The 17,011-nt window shown below is 54.7% G+C and carries 15 protein-coding genes; 7 read left to right on the top strand and 8 right to left on the bottom strand.

Translation table 11 applies throughout. From position 1 onward, the window contains the following. Positions 1-5: 5 nt before the first annotated feature. A complete protein-coding gene (gene puuR, locus E2F51_RS21690) occupies positions 6-563 on the bottom strand; it encodes an HTH-type transcriptional regulator PuuR (protein ID WP_013202919.1) in 558 nt (185 codons plus the stop codon). Continuing rightward, positions 560-1,324, bottom strand: a complete 765-nt coding sequence (puuD, locus tag E2F51_RS21685) for a gamma-glutamyl-gamma-aminobutyrate hydrolase (RefSeq protein ID WP_134824542.1) — start codon at positions 1,322-1,324, stop codon at positions 560-562. Before puuD ends, puuR begins: the two co-directional genes overlap by 4 nt. 230 nt (positions 1,325-1,554) lie before the next feature. Here puuD and E2F51_RS21680 point away from each other — a divergent pair, with 230 nt between their 5' ends. After that, positions 1,555-2,970 carry a glutamine synthetase family protein gene (locus tag E2F51_RS21680; protein WP_013202917.1) on the top strand — a complete coding sequence of 472 codons (1,416 nt, stop codon included), beginning with the start codon at positions 1,555-1,557 and terminating at the stop codon, positions 2,968-2,970. A 433-nt stretch (positions 2,971-3,403) separates the two neighbouring features. Continuing rightward, positions 3,404-4,759, top strand: coding sequence for an APC family permease (locus E2F51_RS21670; protein ID WP_013202916.1), 1,356 nt, complete (start codon positions 3,404-3,406; stop codon positions 4,757-4,759). Between the two features lie 83 nt (positions 4,760-4,842). On the opposite strand, the gene sbcB is transcribed toward E2F51_RS21670, so the two are convergent. Both sbcB and E2F51_RS21660 read right to left on the bottom strand, forming a co-directional pair. Beyond that, a complete protein-coding gene (gene sbcB, locus E2F51_RS21665) occupies positions 4,843-6,270 on the bottom strand; it encodes an exodeoxyribonuclease I (protein ID WP_134824541.1) in 1,428 nt (475 codons plus the stop codon). A gap of 183 nt (positions 6,271-6,453) precedes the next feature. After that, a complete protein-coding gene (locus tag E2F51_RS21660) occupies positions 6,454-7,602 on the bottom strand; it encodes an acyltransferase (protein WP_134824540.1) in 1,149 nt (382 codons plus the stop codon). Positions 7,603-7,873: 271 nt separating this feature from the next. Here E2F51_RS21660 and dacD point away from each other — a divergent pair, with 271 nt between their 5' ends. Further along, the gene (dacD, locus tag E2F51_RS21655; protein WP_134824539.1) at positions 7,874-9,043 is read left to right on the top strand and encodes a serine-type D-Ala-D-Ala carboxypeptidase DacD; all 1,170 of its coding nucleotides are present in this window, start codon (positions 7,874-7,876) and stop codon (positions 9,041-9,043) included. A 35-nt stretch (positions 9,044-9,078) separates the two neighbouring features. Here dacD and E2F51_RS21650 read toward each other — a convergent pair whose 3' ends face one another. Then, positions 9,079-9,789, bottom strand: a complete 711-nt coding sequence (locus E2F51_RS21650) for an SDR family oxidoreductase (RefSeq protein WP_167738421.1) — start codon at positions 9,787-9,789, stop codon at positions 9,079-9,081. A gap of 96 nt (positions 9,790-9,885) precedes the next feature. Between E2F51_RS21650 and E2F51_RS21645 the strand changes: the two genes are divergently transcribed. Both E2F51_RS21645 and sbmC read left to right on the top strand, forming a co-directional pair. Continuing rightward, complete coding sequence (locus E2F51_RS21645; RefSeq protein ID WP_134824538.1) at positions 9,886-10,803, top strand: LysR family transcriptional regulator; 918 nt, start codon at positions 9,886-9,888, stop codon at positions 10,801-10,803. Positions 10,804-10,911: 108 nt separating this feature from the next. Continuing rightward, a complete protein-coding gene (gene sbmC, locus E2F51_RS21640) occupies positions 10,912-11,379 on the top strand; it encodes a DNA gyrase inhibitor SbmC (protein WP_134824537.1) in 468 nt (155 codons plus the stop codon). A gap of 109 nt (positions 11,380-11,488) precedes the next feature. Here the strand turns inward: sbmC and E2F51_RS21635 are convergent, their stop codons facing one another. Genes E2F51_RS21635 through E2F51_RS21625 form a run of 3 tightly spaced genes read right to left on the bottom strand, consistent with a single transcriptional unit; the run spans position 11,489 to position 15,235 of the window. After that, on the bottom strand, positions 11,489-12,715 hold the full coding sequence (locus tag E2F51_RS21635) for a cytochrome c (protein WP_134824536.1): 1,227 nt from the start codon (positions 12,713-12,715) through the stop codon (positions 11,489-11,491). After that, positions 12,712-14,478 (bottom strand): GMC family oxidoreductase, encoded by a 1,767-nt coding sequence (locus E2F51_RS21630; protein ID WP_013202902.1) that lies wholly within the window; start codon positions 14,476-14,478, stop codon positions 12,712-12,714. The genes E2F51_RS21635 and E2F51_RS21630 overlap by 4 nt, the downstream gene beginning before the upstream one ends. A gap of 1 nt (position 14,479) precedes the next feature. Next, positions 14,480-15,235, bottom strand: a complete 756-nt coding sequence (locus tag E2F51_RS21625) for a gluconate 2-dehydrogenase subunit 3 family protein (RefSeq protein ID WP_134824535.1) — start codon at positions 15,233-15,235, stop codon at positions 14,480-14,482. Positions 15,236-15,453: 218 nt separating this feature from the next. Here E2F51_RS21625 and E2F51_RS21620 point away from each other — a divergent pair, with 218 nt between their 5' ends. Both E2F51_RS21620 and E2F51_RS21615 read left to right on the top strand, forming a co-directional pair. Beyond that, positions 15,454-16,512 (top strand): FUSC family protein, encoded by a 1,059-nt coding sequence (locus tag E2F51_RS21620; protein ID WP_013202900.1) that lies wholly within the window; start codon positions 15,454-15,456, stop codon positions 16,510-16,512. Positions 16,513-16,667: 155 nt separating this feature from the next. Continuing rightward, a complete protein-coding gene (locus tag E2F51_RS21615; RefSeq protein WP_013202899.1) occupies positions 16,668-16,988 on the top strand; it encodes a DUF496 family protein in 321 nt (106 codons plus the stop codon). Positions 16,989-17,011: the final 23 nt, after the last annotated feature.

The following is a 17,011-nucleotide window of genomic DNA, read 5'->3' as shown; positions in this document are numbered from 1 at the left end:
CCGGCTCAGAACGTCGCTGGGGTATGCGCACTGACAATCCGACAAGGCTGTGCGAATGAATTGGTAAAACTGTGGGGCAGGCCGGTATTAATGACGTAGCTCTGCCCGGCATGCAGCGAATAGCTCTGGCCACTGATGGTCAGAACAATTTGCCCTTCCAGCAGCGTGCCGGTCTCTTCTCCCTGATGACGGATTTTCTCGCCCGTGGTGGCTCCGGGTTCATAGGTTTCCAGCAACATGCCCAAGGTGCGTTCCGGGTTGCCATTGTGAATTAACTTTAACGACACGCCCTGACTGCCAATATCGATCAGCTCATGGGCATCAATCACCACTTTCGGTGCCTCATCCTTTACCGGTTCGGAGAAAAATTCGGAAAGGGACAGACCATATACCTTTAATAACTTCTGCAGCGTGCTGACCGCAGGGCTGACTTTGTCCTGTTCGATCGTACTGATGGCGCTATGCGTCAGGCCGGAGAGTTCGGCGACGCGCCGTTGTGACATTCCCATCTGTTGGCGGATTTCCGATAAACGTCGTCCCGGTGCCACAGTGGCTTCGCTCATGGCCTTTTTTCCTCCTGATGTCGTTGGCAGGCGTGAATAAATCCATCGAACAACAGGCGGGATAACGTCGACGTCTCGCTTTGCCATTCCGGATGCCATTGCACCGCAAGAGCAAACGGATGGTCACGCAGGCTGACGGCCTCAATCAGGCCATCGGCGGCACGCGCCTCGATGCGCAGTGGGGCACCCAAGGTGCTGATCCCCTGTTGATGTAGCGAATTGACCCAGAACTTCTCGCAGCCTTCCACCAGTGGGGAAAGCAGGCCGTCCGGCTCAACGTAAACTTCATGTGCCGGCGCATATTGTTCGTCCAGCGTTAAGGCTTCATCTTCCCGATGTTCCTGGAAGCCGGGAACCGTGTGCAGCTGGCGATGCAGGCTGCCACCGGTTGCCACCACCAGTTCCTGCAATCCACGACAGATAGCCAGAACCGGCAGACGTTGATAGGTTGCTGTGTTAATTAAGGCAAAGGCCAGCTGGTCGCGACCCGGATCGGCATAATCTTCGGTGCCGGATTCGCCATAGTGGTGAGGTTCGATATTGCTTGGGCTGCCGGTCAGCAGCAGGCCAGACAGCGGAGCCATAGCAAATTCTAATAGATCGGAAGAAGACATCAATCCCTGCGGTAAAGCCAGCGGAACACCGCCCGCCTGCAGTACGGCTTCAAGATATTTGTTATGCACCATCTGGGTGGGATGACCGCCCTTGTCAATCTGGCACATCACTACGCCAATCAATGGCTTGTTAAATATAATGCCCATCTTTCCCCTCGCGAAGCTGTTCAATATATCTACCGGAAAAGGCGCGTTAGCCGCAAATTTGTACAATATATTTTCAATCTAGCAACCGACTGCACAATATTCAAACTGATTTGGCGGCAAAATAAACTTGAATGTAACATTTGCACACTTTTTGTGTTGGCGCTATGTTAGAAATGTGGCTGTTATTTTGAGCAACGCTCAACACTAACCAGACAAAGGCGGGCAGGACTATGACAAATATTGTCGAAGTAGAAGACTTCACGAGACACAGTGAACAGAAACGAACCAGCGCGTTCCAGAATGAAGTGCATGCTTATCTGGAACGCCACCCTGAAACGCAGTACGTCGATATTCTTCTCAACGATCTCAACGGTGTCTTTCGCGGTAAGCGGATCCCCTTCGCTAATCTGACCAAACTCGAGAAAGGCTGTTACTTCCCCGCTTCAGTTTTCGCAATGGACATCCTCGGCAACACCGTAGAAGAAGCCGGTCTGGGTCAGGCACTCGGTGAACCGGATAACATTTGTATTCCCGTAGAAGGCACGTTAATCCCCTCAGCTGCCGATCCTCAACATCTGGCGCAGGTGCTTCTGACCATGCGCAATCAAGATGGTACTCCCTTTGACGTTGAACCCCGGAACGTTCTCAATCACCTCTGGCAACAGTTGCGTAATCGAGGTCTGTTTCCTGTGGTAGCGGTAGAGCTGGAGTTCTATCTGGTCGACAAAAAGCGTGATGCGGAAGGCTTTATTCAGCCACCGTGCGCGCCGGGCAGCGACGAGCGGAATATGCAAAGCCAGGTGTACTCAGTTGATAACCTCGATCACTTCTCCGAGGTGTTAAGCGAGATCGACACGATTGCAAAACAGCAGGGGATCCCCGCCGATGGCGCGCTGGCCGAAGCCTCTCCAGGCCAGTTCGAGATCAATCTTCATCATACGCGCAACGTGCTCAGTGCCTGCGATCATGCGGTTCAGCTGAAACGCCTGGTGCGCCAGGTGGCTGAAAACCACGGTATGACCGCCACCTTTATGGCTAAGCCTTATGAGGAATACGCCGGCAGCGGGATGCATGTGCATATCAGCGTGCTGGATGCCGCCGATCATAATGCCTTCGCCTGCGATGACGGCAGCAACTCGCCGCTATTGAAGCGTGCGCTGGCCGGAATGATCGACCTGATGCCCGCCTCAATGGCGCTGTTAGCGCCGAACGTCAATGCCTATCGCCGTTTTCTGCCCGATGCTTTTGTGCCGTTGCAGGCTTCCTGGGGCCATAACAATCGCACCGTTGCGCTGCGTATTCCCTGCGGAGATATCGATAGCCACCGTATTGAATACCGTGTTGCCGGCGCGGATGCCAATCCCTATCTGGTGATGGCGGCGATTCTGGCCGGTATGCTGCACGGTATTGATAATCAGCTGCCATTACCGCCGGCGATCACCGGAAATGGTCACGAAGCCGACGGCAATCCGTTGCCAATCCGCCAGAGCGACGCGCTGTATGAGTTTGAACAAAGCACTCCGCTGCAAAAGTTGCTGGGCGAGCGCTTCGGCTTTGTCTGGCACAGCTGCAAACACCATGAACTGATGCACTTCGAGCGCCTGATTACGTCAACGGAAATTGACTGGATGCTGAAAAACGCCTGACGGGAGAGCCACTAAGATGACGCAAACCACCCACAAGCAAAGAAATTGTTACTGAAGGCCTTAACCTCTTGTCATCCTGCCTCCGTCTGGTGCAGAATATGCGCCCTGCAAAATGAATCTATAACCGACGCTTATGCGCCGGTTATTTTTTTGCAGAAAACACATTCGCATTTAAGAGGCCGGTCCAGAACCGGATAGATAGTCGCTTTTAGCACGCACGGACGTGCTATGTTGAGGATAAGATTGATGGGGCTACACTTTATTACTCCAGTTCACGCCGGTATTCGCCAGCGTGATGACTACGGCGCCGCGGCAGGCACCACTTTCACCCACTCCTGCCAGTCCGTTTCCCAATGTAAGAACAGCTCTCGCAATGCGCGAAGTTTCCCTGTGGTTCAACCCAGAACGGTTGATGCTATGGGGAGGCTGAATCATGTCGCTTAATCCTCAAACGTCCCGTCCACAACTGAAAAAAACGCTGACATTATTGCCTGTGGTAATGATGGGGTTGGCCTATATGCAGCCAATGACCCTGTTTGATACCTTCGGCATTGTCTCTGGCCTGACCGATGGTCACGTGGCCACGGCTTACGCGTTCGCGTTAATCGCCATTCTGTTTACAGCGCTGAGCTATGGCAAGTTGGTCCGTCGCTTCCCATCCGCGGGTTCGGCCTATACCTACGCTCAGAAAGCTATCAGCCCACACGTCGGTTTTATGGTGGGCTGGTCATCGCTGCTGGACTATCTGTTCATGCCGATGATCAACATTCTGCTGGCTAAAATTTACTTCGAAGCCCTGGTGCCGGGTATCCCGTCATGGATCTTCGTGGTGATGCTGGTCGGCTTTATGACCCTTTCCAACCTGAAAGGCATCAAAACCGTCGCCAACTTCAACAGCGTGATCGTGGTGCTGCAGGTGGTGGTGATGGTCGCCATTATGGCAATGGTGGTGTATGGCGTAGCGCACGGCGAAGGTGCCGGCACGCTGGTCAGCAGCAAACCATTCTGGTCTGAGAATGCGCACGTGGTACCGATGATCACCGGTGCGACCATATTGTGCTTCTCGTTCCTGGGCTTCGACGGCATCAGTTCGCTGTCTGAAGAGACCAAAGATGCAGAGCGCGTCATCCCTAAAGCAATCTTCCTGACGGCACTGATCGGTGGGGTGATTTTTGTGGTGGTGTCGTACTTCCTGCAACTTTACTTCCCGGACATCTCACGCTTCAAGGATCCTGATGCGTCACAGCCAGAGATCATGCTTTACGTGGCAGGCAAAGCCTTCCAGTTCGGCATTCTGATCTTCTCCTGTGTCACCGTTCTGGCGTCCGGTATGGCGGCACATGCTGGCGTATCCCGCCTGATGTATGTGATGGGCCGTGACGGCGTCTTCCCGGAGCGCTTCTTCGGTTATATCCATCCGAAATGGCGTACCCCGGCGTTGAACGTGCTGCTGGTTGGCGCGATTGCCCTGTCGTCTATCACCTTTGATCTGGTGACCGCGACGGCGTTGATTAACTTTGGTGCGCTGGTGGCGTTTACCTTCGTTAACCTGTCGGTAATTTCGCAGTTCTGGATCCGTGAAGGCCGCAACAAGACGCTGAAAGATAACGTCAACTTCCTGCTGTTGCCGCTGTGCGGTGCGTTAACGGTCGGTGCGTTGTGGATCAACCTGGAAGAGAGCTCGATGATTCTGGGTCTGGTGTGGGGCACGATTGGTCTGATTTATCTGGCCTTCGTTACCCGCAGCTTCCGCAACCCGGTGCCGCAGTGCACTGAAGAGCCGATGTAAATCTGGCGATGTTGCAAATGAAAAGGGCGCTTCGGCGCCCTTTTTCGATCGTGCTAGTTGATGAACAGTTCAGCCAGAGGCCGTTAAGACACCAGTTCTCGCGCATAGTCGAACAAGGCCTTCAGCTGGGCGAGCTTCGCCTCATCGCCTTCATACTGATTGAAAAGCATTTCCAGCTCCTGCACATAGCTTTGCACTCGCTCTGGGTTCAAGGCTTCGCGACGATGCTGCAACCAGCGTGTCTGTTCGGCTTCATCCAGCGTGCCGGGATAGTTACGGGCGCGGAAGCGGAACAACAGTTTTTCAATGCGTGCATCGTTAAATGTCAGATCCAGCGCCGGTAAATTCTCCGGCAGCGTCTGCTGAATAATGTTCATGGTATTGCGATCGGCATCGCTGAAAAAGCCGTCATACAGCTGGGCATCTACGTCGCTGGAGCCGGCAAAAGGCTCGGCTTCAGCAAATAACGCCACCACTTTTTCCCGCACTTCCGGACGCTGACGCAGTATCGCGAGGTTATCCAGGCAACGCTGGCGATCGATCCCCAAACGTTCCGCATCTTCAGGACGCAGCGTATTGGCCGGTGCCACCACCGGGCATTTGTTGATATGCATTAGCTTAACCGGCACCGGCGCGTTATCACCCAGCTCATCGCGACGGGTATATAAACGCTCACGCAGGGTATCCGCATCCAACTCCAGCAGGGGAGTGATATCCCCGGCCAAATCACAGGTAATCAACGCATTTTTATTGACCGGATGCCACGCCAGCGGGGCAATCCAGCTGGTGTTGCCACGAAACGCGCCAAACATTCCGGAGATATGCACCAGCGGCTTCATCTGCGGAATATCAATCAGCGCAGTGATCTTGTTCTTATTGCGATGGGTGAACAGGAAGTCATACAGGCGCGGCTGCTTCTCTTTCACCAGCTTTGCCATAGCGATAGTCGCGTAGACATCAGACATCGCATCATGCGCATTCTCATGGGAAACGCCGTTGGCTTTAGTGAGATGCTCCAGACGGAAACTCGGCAAACCATCATCATTTTCTGGCCACGCGATCCCTTCAGGACGCAATGCGTAGCAGGCTCGCATCACATCCAGCAAATCCCAGCGGCTATTACCGTGCTGCCAGGCCCAGCCGTAGGGATCGTAGAAGTTGCGGTAAAGCAGGTTACACGTGACCTCATCATCAAACCGCACATTGTTATAGCCAACGATGCAGGTATTAGGCTCGCTGAACAGCGCATGAATACGTTTGGTGAAAGCAGCCTCGGAAATCCCTTTAGCTTTCGCCAACTGAGGGGTAATCCCGGTAATCATCACCGCTTCCGGCTGCGGCAGGTAGTCATCCGCAGGCTGGCAGTAGAACACCTCAGGCTCACCGATGATGTTGAAGTCCATGTCAGTTCGGATCCCGGCGAACTGCGCAGGGCGGTCCAGCGACGGGCTTTTGCCGAAGGTCTCATAGTCATGGAACAGGAAGGTGGGCTGGGGCTTGTTCTCTTTCACTGGGGATTTTCCACTGCTTGGTTGGCTGGTTTAGGATCAGACTCAGACTTACATGGTAAACCATAACCAGAACATCATGAAGAGAAGGAAATTTTAAGTTGGAATGAGGGTTCCGAGGCAACGAAACTCGTGTCGGCTAACGAAGAAGGGAGTGGGAGAATGGCTCTCCCACTGATAAAGAATTTAACCCGCAACATCCCTCACCACAGGCCGTTGCCCCAGCACCTTCTTCCCAATCAGAATCCCAGGCTTTTCTACAAATTTGAAGAGCAAAGAACCCAGCACATACGTAATCGGGATACAGACTCCACAGACAATTACGAAGCGCATCATGTCGCTCTTACCGCCCAGACCGGTGTGGGTCAGCAGCAGCGCAATGGCTGGGATCACAATCAACAGGTGCAGCAGATAGACCGAGAAGGACACATCGCCCAACCAGGTGCTGACGCGGTTGTTCAACAGTTTGCGGGGCAGGGCAATGACTTTGGTCATCAGGCTGCCTTCGGCGTATTGCCAGAGGATCGCGGCCATGCCGACAATCATCAGCACTTCCATCACCAGCTGCAGCGGAATGGCTTCCAGACCAATCACCTTACTGGCAACCGGACCCAGCAGCGCAAAGGCGACATACAGCAGCGCTTTACGGCGCACGGCTTCAGCCAGCAGCATGCCGGACAGGAACATATTCAGCTTTATCAGGATCATTGAAGGCATTTCGAACGCTTCATAGTAATCCGCCAGCACATAGCGGCCCACGCAGCACAGCACCATAAAGCCAATCAGCGAGGTGGCGTAGCCAAAGCGCATGGTCACCAGCATGATGAACGGGAACAACAGATAGAACTGCATCTCCAGTCCGATACTCCAGTCTGGCAGCACGGTATTAAAGCCGTAAGCCGGCAACAGGCCGAACAGGAAGCTGAAATGGGTCAGGATATTTGCCAGCGACTGATCCGAGTAGCGCGATGACTCGGTTGCCGTGCCGGAATAGAAGTGGGCGATGGTGTCGCGCATTTCACCAAACCACGGACCATATACCAGCGCGATAATCAGCAGTAAGTAGTAGAGCGGGGCGATACGGAAAAAACGGCGCGTCCAGAAGGTCTTGATGGTGCTGGCGCTCTGCCACGGCTCTTTATGTTGGCGCTCAACATAGTTTTTGGCCATCAGGTAGCCAGAGAGAAGAATAAAGAGATCCACACCAATGCCAGGTGAGGAGATCAGCGTGATATGGCAATGAATCAGTAAACTGATATGACCAACCAGAACCCAGAGTGATGCGATGCCTCGCAGCCCCTCAAGTTCCGTAGACCAGCCTCGTGTGGCAGACATAGTAAATCCTCATACTTGTGTAAATTTTCGTAAGCCAAGCGTAAAGGACATGTCAGCTGAAACAAGGTCTGTTGTTCCTAAAGTAAAATTTATCAGAATAACCCTGGGCTTTTGTTAATGGCTGGTTGTGCCGTTGATAACTTTCGCTCAACTAATCACCAATCTAATCGACTGAAAATTAATATTTTCTTGCAATTTATTCATACAATGATGCACAGGATCCCGTAAAACAGGCTGGTTTTTTACACAGCAGATTATTGAGGGTGTTCCGTTGAAGAAGCGTCAGCTTGCAAGTATTAGTGTGGTTTTGGCTTTTGCCTCCCTGGCTCATGCCGATGACAATCCGTTGGCCTTTCCTATGACGCCTCCTTCTGTCGATGCCGCTTCCTGGGTATTGATGGATGCCACTACCGGCCAGGTGTTAACCCAGGGCAACGCCGATGAGCGTCGCAATCCAGCCAGCCTCACCAAGCTGATGACGGGATATGTGGTCGACCGTGCGATTGATGCCAAGCGCATCACGCGTGATGACATGGTAACGATAGGGCTGGATGCATGGGGCGCGGGCAATCCGGTGTTTAAAGGATCGTCGTTGATGTTCCTGAAGCCGGGCGAGAAAGTTTCCGTCCGCGATCTGAGCCGTGGCGTGATTATTGACTCCGGTAACGATGCCTGTGTTGCGCTGGCCGATTATGTCGCGGGCAGCCAGTCAGCCTTCGTTGATCAGATGAACCAGTACGTCACCAAGCTGGGCCTGACCAATACCCATTTCGAAACCGTTCACGGACTGGATGCACCAGGCCAGTTCACTACCGCCGGGGATTTGGCGAAGCTTTCCCGGGCGATTATCTCCGGTGAGCCCGATTTTTATCAGATGTATGGCGAAAAATCCCTCACCTGGAACGGCATCACCCAGCAGAATCGTAACGGTTTGTTATGGGATAAAACCCTGCACGTCGACGGTCTGAAAACCGGTCACACCGAAAGCGCCGGTTTTAATATCATTGCTTCCAGCGTCGACGGACAGCGTCGTCTGATTGCGGTGATCATGGGCGGAAAAAGTACCAAAGGGCGTGAAGAGCAGGCGCGTAAACTGCTGACCTGGGGCCAGAACAATTTCGATACCGTGCAGCTGTTCCATGCCGGCAAAGAAATTGGTCACGAAAACGTCTGGTACGGCAATCCGCATCAGGTCTCCGTCGGCAGCGATAAAGATGTTTATCTGGCCCTGCCGCGTGATGAAGTGAAAAAGATTAAAGCGAAATACGTTATCGATCGCAAAGATCTGGAAGCGCCACTGAAAGCCCATGAGCAGGTGGGATCGATTCAACTGGTTGATGGCGACAAGACGCTGGCGTCTTATCCGCTGGTTGCCCTGCAGGAAGTGAAGGAGGCAGGCATCATTACCCGCATCGAAGACTACATCAAACAGAAACTGTAAGTGAAACAGGCGGCCCGCAATGGGCCGCCTGCTGCTTAAGGCTTGATGGCACCACCGCCATCCACCAGCACGGTTGAACCGGTGGTGTAGGCATTTCCGGCCAGAAACAGCACCGCCCGCGCCACATCTTCCGGCTGCCCCAGCGTTTTGGCGGGTAACGATGCGCGCAGGGTGGCAAAGAGTTGCTCCCGGGCGACGTGTTCCATGCCAGCCCACAGCGGCGTCTCAATCACGCCAGGGGAAACGGTATTTACCCGCACCGGCGAAAGCTCCAGCGCCAGACCACGTCCTAATGACTCCAGCGCCGCGTTGATGGCGCCCTGCAACACCGTTTTGCCCGGACGGACGCTCAAAAATCCCGACACAAAGGTCAGCGATCCGCGTTCGGCAATTTTGGCCGCCCGGGCAACCCTGTAGGCTCCCCAAAACTTACTTTCCATTGCGCTGTAAGCGCTGTCCAGCGGCAGACTTTTCACCGGTCCGCCCGGCGTCTGCGCTGCGGAAATCGCAATATGATCCCAGGCCGGTTGCGCAGCAAAGAACTGTTCAATCTGCTGATTGTCGGCGGTATCCAGCACGGCAACTTCGACGTCTCCCAGTCGGGCTGCGGCTGCCTGCAGCTTATCCAGACTGCGTGAGGCAATGGTCACCCTGGCACCTTCAGCCACGAATGCCGCCGCGATGGCTTCACCGATCCCGGAACTGCCGCCGACCACTAATACTTGCTGTTGTTTAAAAGTCATCATCTTCTCCTCAGGTTTTCCTCAAGCTTATGCCTCTCGCTTTCTTGACGGAATATGCAACACTTGCAAGGGATTGTTGCCGCTACATTGAGAATCGCTATGCTGAAAGATATCCGTGACATCGCCTTATTCAACGCCATCGTCGCCTGTGGTTCACTCTCTGCGGCCGGGCGACAGCTGGGATTATCGCTGGCTGTGGTCAGCAAAAGGCTGACGCAAATGGAGCAGCAGCTTGGCGTGCGTCTGTTTCATCGCACCACGCGGCATGTCTCGCTGACCGACGAAGGGTTGGTGTTTACCGGACATGCTCTGCGGCTGCAGCAGGAGCTGGACTCGATAGAAAGTGCGCTCTCTTCAAGGCAGGGCAAAGCCAGCGGCACCTTGCGCATTACCTCTTCGCACAGTATGGGCCAGCGCTGGCTGTCGCCGATTGTCACCCGATTTATGCAACAGCATCAGAGCGTCAAACTGCATCTGCACCTGAGCGACCGGGTGATCGATCTGGCGGCCAGCGGCTACGATTTGGCAATACGCTACGGCGCGCTGGCGGATTCCCGGCTGGTCGCTCGGGAACTGGTGCCAAATCAGCGCGTGCTCTGCGCGTCTCCTGCGTATCTGCAGCAGGCCGGTGAGCCTCTGTCACTGGAGGAGTTAAGCGCGCACAGCTGCATTATCTCTGGCGATAACCCGGTCACCGAGTGGACCTTTGGCGCCGGAGAATCTCAGCGCAGCGTGCAGATCAACGCCCGTTTTCACGTCAATACCGGTGAGGCTGCACACGGCCTGGCACTGCACGGTGCCGGGATCGTGGTGAAATCTGTCTGGGATGTGGCAGACGACCTCAAATCAGGCAAGCTGGTGCAGGTTCTCACTGACCATCCTCTTCCCGCCGCGCCACTGCATGCGATCTGGTTGAATGGCAAGCAACAGCCTCCGCGCGTGCGGCTGTTTGTCGACTATCTGCGCGAGGCGCTCGCCCAGCAGTGGCAGGATTTCAGCCTGACCCGGCCCGACTAAAGTCTTTTGCAGGCTGGCTCGCAAAACAACATTTCAGCGGCTTTTTTGCTCGATCATCTACACTTCTGACTGTATGTTTAACCAGTTATCCTGATGAGGAGCAAGAAGATGAATGTTGAAATCGTTGAGCGTGAAGAGAGCAAAACAGCCGGTTTTCATCTTGTGGGCCCGTGGGAAGTCACCGCGCCCGAAGGCTTTGACAAACTGGTGGCCTGGACCAGTAAGCATAATGTGATGGGCCCATGGATGGGCGTGTATCACGGTAATCCGCGGGCGGTGCCAGCGGAAGAGCTGAAAATTGAAACGGTGATCGGCGTGCCGACCGACTTCGAGCTGCCTGAAGGGAGTGAGGGCGCCAGGCTCAGCATCATTCCCGCCGGAACCTATGCGATGAATCTGGTGCATGTGAACGACGGTGATTTCACCAAACCCTGGTATGCCTTCTTTGATGAGTGGCTGCCGGACAGCGGGTATGTGATGGCGGAAGGGCCCTGTTTTGATCACTACCTGAACGACGGTTCGGAGAGCGGCGAATGGGATATCGAGCTCTATATTCCGGTCAGCAAAGCGGAATAAAAATGAAAGAGCAGCGCAATCACTCACGCTGCTCTTATTGCGAACCCTGCAATCGGCTTAGCCGGTTTACCGTGCAGGTTTTAACCCTGCAGCAAGCATCCGGGGCACGCTATTTACGCAGTTCTTGCTTCAGGTCCTTCACATCGCCAGCGCTGACCGGTGATGCGGCATTACCCCAGCTGTTGCGAACGTAGGTAATGACATCGGCCATTTCCTCATCGCTTAAGGTGCCGGCAAACGAAGGCATCGCTGGCGCGGTTGGACGGGTATCCGTATCCACGCCACGGCTGCCCGCAACCACCACATGGATCAGCGAGGTGGCGTTCGGCGCATTCACCAGCGGGTTATTGGCCAGCTGAGGGAAGATATTCTTACCGCCCTGGCCCTGAGGCGCATGGCAGGCAGAACATTTCGCTTCATAAATCGTTGCACCGGTTTTCATCCGACTGTCGTCTGCAGCCAGTGCTGCCGGCTTGTCATCGCCCTGTTTTGGCGTGGCTTTCAGGTAGGTGGCGACCGCTTTCAGATCCTCGTCGCGCCAGTATTGCGTCGAGTTCTTCACCGCATCCGCCATCGGCCCGGACGCGATGTCATACCGGTTTACGCCGGTACGCAGATAGCTGACGATATCTTCCTGCGTCCATTTGCCTAAACCGGCGTGCTCATCGCTGGTCAGATTCGGTGCCCACCAGCCTTCGACCACCGCGCCGGACAGGAACGCGCTGTTCTTGTCACCGCCGAGGATGTTTTTCGGCGTATGGCAGGTTCCGCAGTGGCCTAACCCTTCAACCAGGTAAGCGCCACGGTTCCACTCCGCCGATTTGCTCATATCCGGCTTGAATTCGCCCTTATCGAAATTCATCCAGTTCCAGACAATCAGGCTGGTTCGGACGTTAAACGGAAAGGGCAGCTGGTTGGATTCAATTTCCTGATGGATGGGTTGCAGGCTCTGCAAATACGCCCACAGGTCAGCGTTATCCTTGCGGGAGACTTTGGTGTAGGCGGTGAACGGCATGGCGCCGTAAAGCCGCTTGCCACCGTGGCCAATCCCTTCGGACATGGCACGCTGGAAGTCATCAAAACTCCAGTTGCCTATACCGGTTTCACGATCGGGAGTGATGTTGGCGCCAACCAGTTTACCGAAAGGCGTGTTCAGGCCAACGCCACCGGCGAACGGTTTTTTCGGATCGACGGTATGGCAGGCGGTACAGTCACCCAGCGTGGCGATATAGCGGCCACGTTCAATCTGATCATATTCCGGCTGGGCCCAGGCTTCAGAAACGCCGAGCACCGCGAGTGAGATCGCAGCCAGTGTGAAAAGCGTGCGCTTTTTCATGCGGTAATCATCTCCCCTGGACGTTTCAGATAGTACTGGCGGATATCGTGCGCGGCCTTAAAGGCCAACGCGCCGACGGTGCCAGTCGGGTTATATCCCGGGTTTTGCGGGAAGGCAGACGCACCGACTACAAACAGATTCGGCACGTCCCAGACCTGCAGATGCTTGTTCACCGAGCTGTTCGACGGATCGGCACCCATTACAAAGCCGCCGCAAACGTGGGAAGACTGATAGGGCACGCTGTTCCAGTGGCCGCTGGTCGGCTTGGAAACGATCTGGCGCGGATTCATGGTTTTGGCAATTTCCGCCACTTTTCCGGTGCAGTACTGCGCCATACGCAGATCGTTTTCCGGGAAGTCGAAGGTGATACGCAGCAACGGACGACCGTGCGGATCCTTGTAGTTCGGATCCAGCGACAGATAGTTAGTGCGTTGGGTATAGCTGCTGGCCTCACACCCGATTGACATGGTGCTGAGGTAGTTCTTCACCGTGGCCTTCTTCCAGTCGGATCCCCATTTTGGCGTGCCTGGCGGTACCGGGCGGCTGTTGATGGGCGCTGCACCAATTGGCGTCACGCGAATACTGCCGCCGCCGAAGAAGCCCAGCCCGCTGTGGTCGAAGTTATCGTTATTGAAATCATCAATGCCCATCCCGACGGCACCGGCACCGATAAACGGGTTGAAGTTCTTGTCGTCGAAGAACAGGGTGACGCCGTTCGCGGTCTGGTAGGCGTAGTTACGGCCGGTGGTACCGGTGTTGGTCACCGGATCGTAGGCTTTGCCGATGTTGGAGAGCAGCATCAGACGCACGTTCTCGAAGGTATAGGCTGCGACGATCACCAAATCCGCAGGCTGTTCCCATTCATCGCCGCTGGAGTCGATAAAGGTCACGCCAGTGGCTTTTTTACCGGTGGAGTCGGTTAAGACCTGCAACACTTCGCTGCTGGTATGCGCGGTGAAGTTGGGTTTGCGCATCAGTGCCGGCAGAACGGTGGTGATGGCGCTGGCCTTGGAGTAGTTAGCGCAACCGTAGTTGGTGCAGTAGCCACAGAAGGTACAGGGCCCCATGGTCACGCCATACGGATTGGTGTAGGCCTCGGACACCAGCGATGAAGGCACGGCGAAGGCGTTATAGCCCATATTGCGGGCGGCTTCGGCAAACAGCGTTGGGCCGTAAGGCTGCTTCATTGGTGGCGTCGGATATTCACCGGAGCGGGAGCCTTCAAACTGGTTGCCGCCTGCCTGCTTCACGCCATTAATCACGCCCGCTTTGCCGGAGGTGCCGGCAACACGTTCGAACTGCATATAGTGCTTTTCAATTTCATCCCAATCCATGCCCCAGTCCTGCAGCGACAGGTCGGAAGAGATAGCATTTGCACCGTAACGTTCGGTCAGATGACTGCGCAGACGAAACTCTTCCGGCTGGAAACGGAAGGTAATTCCCGCCCAGTGGTTGCCCGCGCCGCCGGTGCCGTTACCGGGATGGAACGATCCCCAGCTGCGCATCGGCAACGCGGTCTGTGAAGGATTGTTACGCATGGTGCAGGTGTTCTGGCGGGTGCGCAGCATCAGCTCTTCACGTTGCACATAACGCAGCTCATCGGTAATGGTGGCAACGTTGAAGTCCCGCGCCGTATCGCGCCACGGGCCGCGTTCAATGCCGACAATGTTTAACCCTTCATCGGCCAGTTCATTGGCGATGATCGAGCCAGCCCAGCCCAGGCCGATGATGACCACATCGGTTTTTGGTAGTTTGGTCGCCATATCAGGATCCTTTTTTCTGGGTTGGCAGGTCGGCAATGCTCACCGGTTGCAGCTTCAGGTCCTGGTTATGGCGGCCAATATAGTCGCGATAATCATAACGTGCGCCGGGGAAGCCCAGCATCTTCCAGGAAACCATGTCTTTGTTGCCGCCATAAATTGGATCGGCGAAGAAGCCTTCCATGGCGTTGGTCAGCACCTGAGCAAAAAATGAGGCGCTGTCGTAACCGTCCAGCGCAATCTTGCCGTTTTCCAGGCCATGCAGGATGTCGTCCTGCTGCTCGGCAGTCAGGTCTTTAAAGGCTTTCTGCTGGCTGGTCTGGCAATATTTGTTGAGGGCGGCAATGCCCAGGCGATAACGCTGACGGGGCACCAGCGGGGACTGATCGCCCTGTTCCGGAACGCCTTTTTCAAACGGGCCTTCCATATACAGGCGTTCAAAGGTGCCGTAAAAACCGTGCAGCTGGCGATCGATAAACACGGTACACCCGGCTTCTTTACCGCCCATGCTCAGCTCATCGGCCGGGATTAAGCGGTCAACGATGGCGTCTATCGTTGCGGCTTCTTCCTCGGTGAAAAACAGCAGGGCAGTGGAATCAAAGGTTTCGGGTGGGTTGTTTGAAAAAGGTGTCCAGCCTGGGGCACCGGTAAGGGTGACGGCTTTGGCAACGCCGGTGGCGGTAGCCGCTATCGCGCCGGTCGACCATGTCAAAACCTGCCGCCGGGTGACCCCAGGCTGCGTTGAAGTGGGTTTGCGCATTGAGCTTCCTATTGTTCCAGTCTGTAAAGTTATATCTAAAGTGTAAAAATATGAGCAAGACGACAGTATTATGTATAACAGATGTTGTCGTTTTGTTAATTAGTGTAATTCCTTAAAAGATGTAAGGAAATTCCTCACTAAAAATAGTGCAGAATCAATTACGGCGCTTTTTTCGATCGGGTATGATGCCCAGCTTCAACTGTTATCAGGAGAACTGTGTGCGCCCGGACAAGCCGTTATCGGCCTTCGAATTCACGCTCTACCGCAACTATCGCACCGTGCATGGCATTCGAATTGCGCTGGCATTTGTGCTGACCTTTTTGCTGGTGAGGCTGCTGGAGATCCCGGAAGGGACCTGGCCGCTGATCACGCTGGTGGTGGTGATGGGCCCCATTTCATCCTGGGGAAATGTCTTTCCCCGTGCGCTGCAGCGTATCGGCGGCACCATCTTTGGCTCGGTCTCCGGACTGATTGCCCTCAAGCTTGAAGTGATTTCCCTGCCGGGAATGCTGGTGTGGTGCACCATCGTGATGTTCCTGTGCGGCTTTCTGACGCTGGGCAAACACCCTTACATGGCGCTGCTGATCGGCATCACGCTGGCGGTGATTTGCGGCGCGCCGCCGGGCGATCTGACTACCGCGTTATGGCGCGGTGGCGATGTGATCTTCGGTTCGCTGCTGGCACTGCTGTTTACCAGCATCTATCCACAGAAAGCCTATACCCACTGGCGCATCAAGCTCTCGGATTCCCTGCTTGAAACTGCCAAAATCTATCACGCCGGTTTCTCGCCGAACCTGGTGGAGAAGCCCCGGCTGACGCGGCCTTTGCAGCGATTGTTAACCGGCGTTGTCAAAATGCGCTCGCTGATTGAGCCGTCCAGCAAAGAAACCAAAATTCCCAAATCGGTGTTTGAAGGTATCCAGACGCTGAACCGCAATATGGTTTGTACCCTTGAGCTGCAGCTGAATGCCTGGTGGAACTCGCGCGAGAGCCATCTGATCATGCTGAACGCCCCGGCGCTGCGTCATACCCAGGAAATGACCGAGAACACGCTACGCAAACTGTCGAAAGCCATTGTCGAAGGCAATACGGACAAGATTGCGGCTTACAGTGGTGAGCTGGCGGAAGTCAGCCGCGAACTGCGACAGCTGATTAAGGAATATGACAGCGACGAGCGGGTGGAGACGGCGATCCACGGCTACGTCTGGTTGAGCCTGGAAATGGCGGGACAGCTGGAAAGACTGTCCGATTTAATGCGGCTGGTCTTGCGTAAATAAGCGATATGCAACAACTTACTGCGGGAAACAGTCGTTCGCGCTAAGATAGGGCCCGACTCTACAATTTCAAAATTGCCTTCGGCCGCGGTGAGCCGCTAAGCTGAGTGCTACGATAATGACGCCTGTGCGAACAGGCCTAAATGAAAGGTGTCTTCATGGAAAATGCAAAGCAATCATTTCAGGACGTGCTGGAGTTCGTGCGGATGTTCCGTCGTAAGAACAAGCTGCAGCGCGAAATTCACGATAACGAAAAGAAAATTCGTGATAACCAGAAGCGTGTCTTGCTGCTCGATAACCTTGGCGAATACATCAAACCGGGCATGAGCATTGAAGCCATCCAGGAAATCATTGGCAGCATGCGCAGCGACTACGAAGATCGTGTTGATGACTACATCATCAAAAATGCCGATCTGTCGAAAGAGCGTCGTGACCTGTCGAAGAAATTGAAAGCGATGGGCGAGCCTAAACCGCAGTAAGGTTTAGCGATTCAGACTTCAGG

Source organism: Erwinia sp. QL-Z3, from assembly GCF_004551645.1.
Classification (GTDB): domain Bacteria; phylum Pseudomonadota; class Gammaproteobacteria; order Enterobacterales; family Enterobacteriaceae; genus Erwinia; species Erwinia billingiae.
Note: the sequence above shows the minus strand (reverse complement) of the source record. Positions and strands in the feature narration are given on the sequence as shown.

Excerpts from the sequence above, each read along its gene's own strand:
- E2F51_RS21650 (WP_167738421.1), bottom strand. The coding sequence starts at position 9,789 with ATGATGACTTTTAAACAACAGCAAGTATTAGTGGTCGGCGGCAGTTCC.
- puuD (WP_134824542.1), bottom strand. The coding sequence starts at position 1,324 with ATGGGCATTATATTTAACAAGCCATTGATTGGCGTAGTGATGTGCCAG.
- E2F51_RS21680 (WP_013202917.1), top strand. The coding sequence starts at position 1,555 with ATGACAAATATTGTCGAAGTAGAAGACTTCACGAGACACAGTGAACAG.
- E2F51_RS21635 (WP_134824536.1), bottom strand. The coding sequence starts at position 12,715 with ATGAAAAAGCGCACGCTTTTCACACTGGCTGCGATCTCACTCGCGGTG.
- E2F51_RS21630 (WP_013202902.1), bottom strand. The coding sequence starts at position 14,478 with ATGGCGACCAAACTACCAAAAACCGATGTGGTCATCATCGGCCTGGGC.
- puuR (WP_013202919.1), bottom strand. The coding sequence starts at position 563 with ATGAGCGAAGCCACTGTGGCACCGGGACGACGTTTATCGGAAATCCGC.
- E2F51_RS21615 (WP_013202899.1), top strand. The coding sequence starts at position 16,668 with ATGGAAAATGCAAAGCAATCATTTCAGGACGTGCTGGAGTTCGTGCGG.
- E2F51_RS21660 (WP_134824540.1), bottom strand. The coding sequence starts at position 7,602 with ATGTCTGCCACACGAGGCTGGTCTACGGAACTTGAGGGGCTGCGAGGC.
- E2F51_RS21625 (WP_134824535.1), bottom strand. The coding sequence starts at position 15,235 with ATGCGCAAACCCACTTCAACGCAGCCTGGGGTCACCCGGCGGCAGGTT.
- E2F51_RS21645 (WP_134824538.1), top strand. The coding sequence starts at position 9,886 with ATGCTGAAAGATATCCGTGACATCGCCTTATTCAACGCCATCGTCGCC.
- E2F51_RS21670 (WP_013202916.1), top strand. The coding sequence starts at position 3,404 with ATGTCGCTTAATCCTCAAACGTCCCGTCCACAACTGAAAAAAACGCTG.
- sbmC (WP_134824537.1), top strand. The coding sequence starts at position 10,912 with ATGAATGTTGAAATCGTTGAGCGTGAAGAGAGCAAAACAGCCGGTTTT.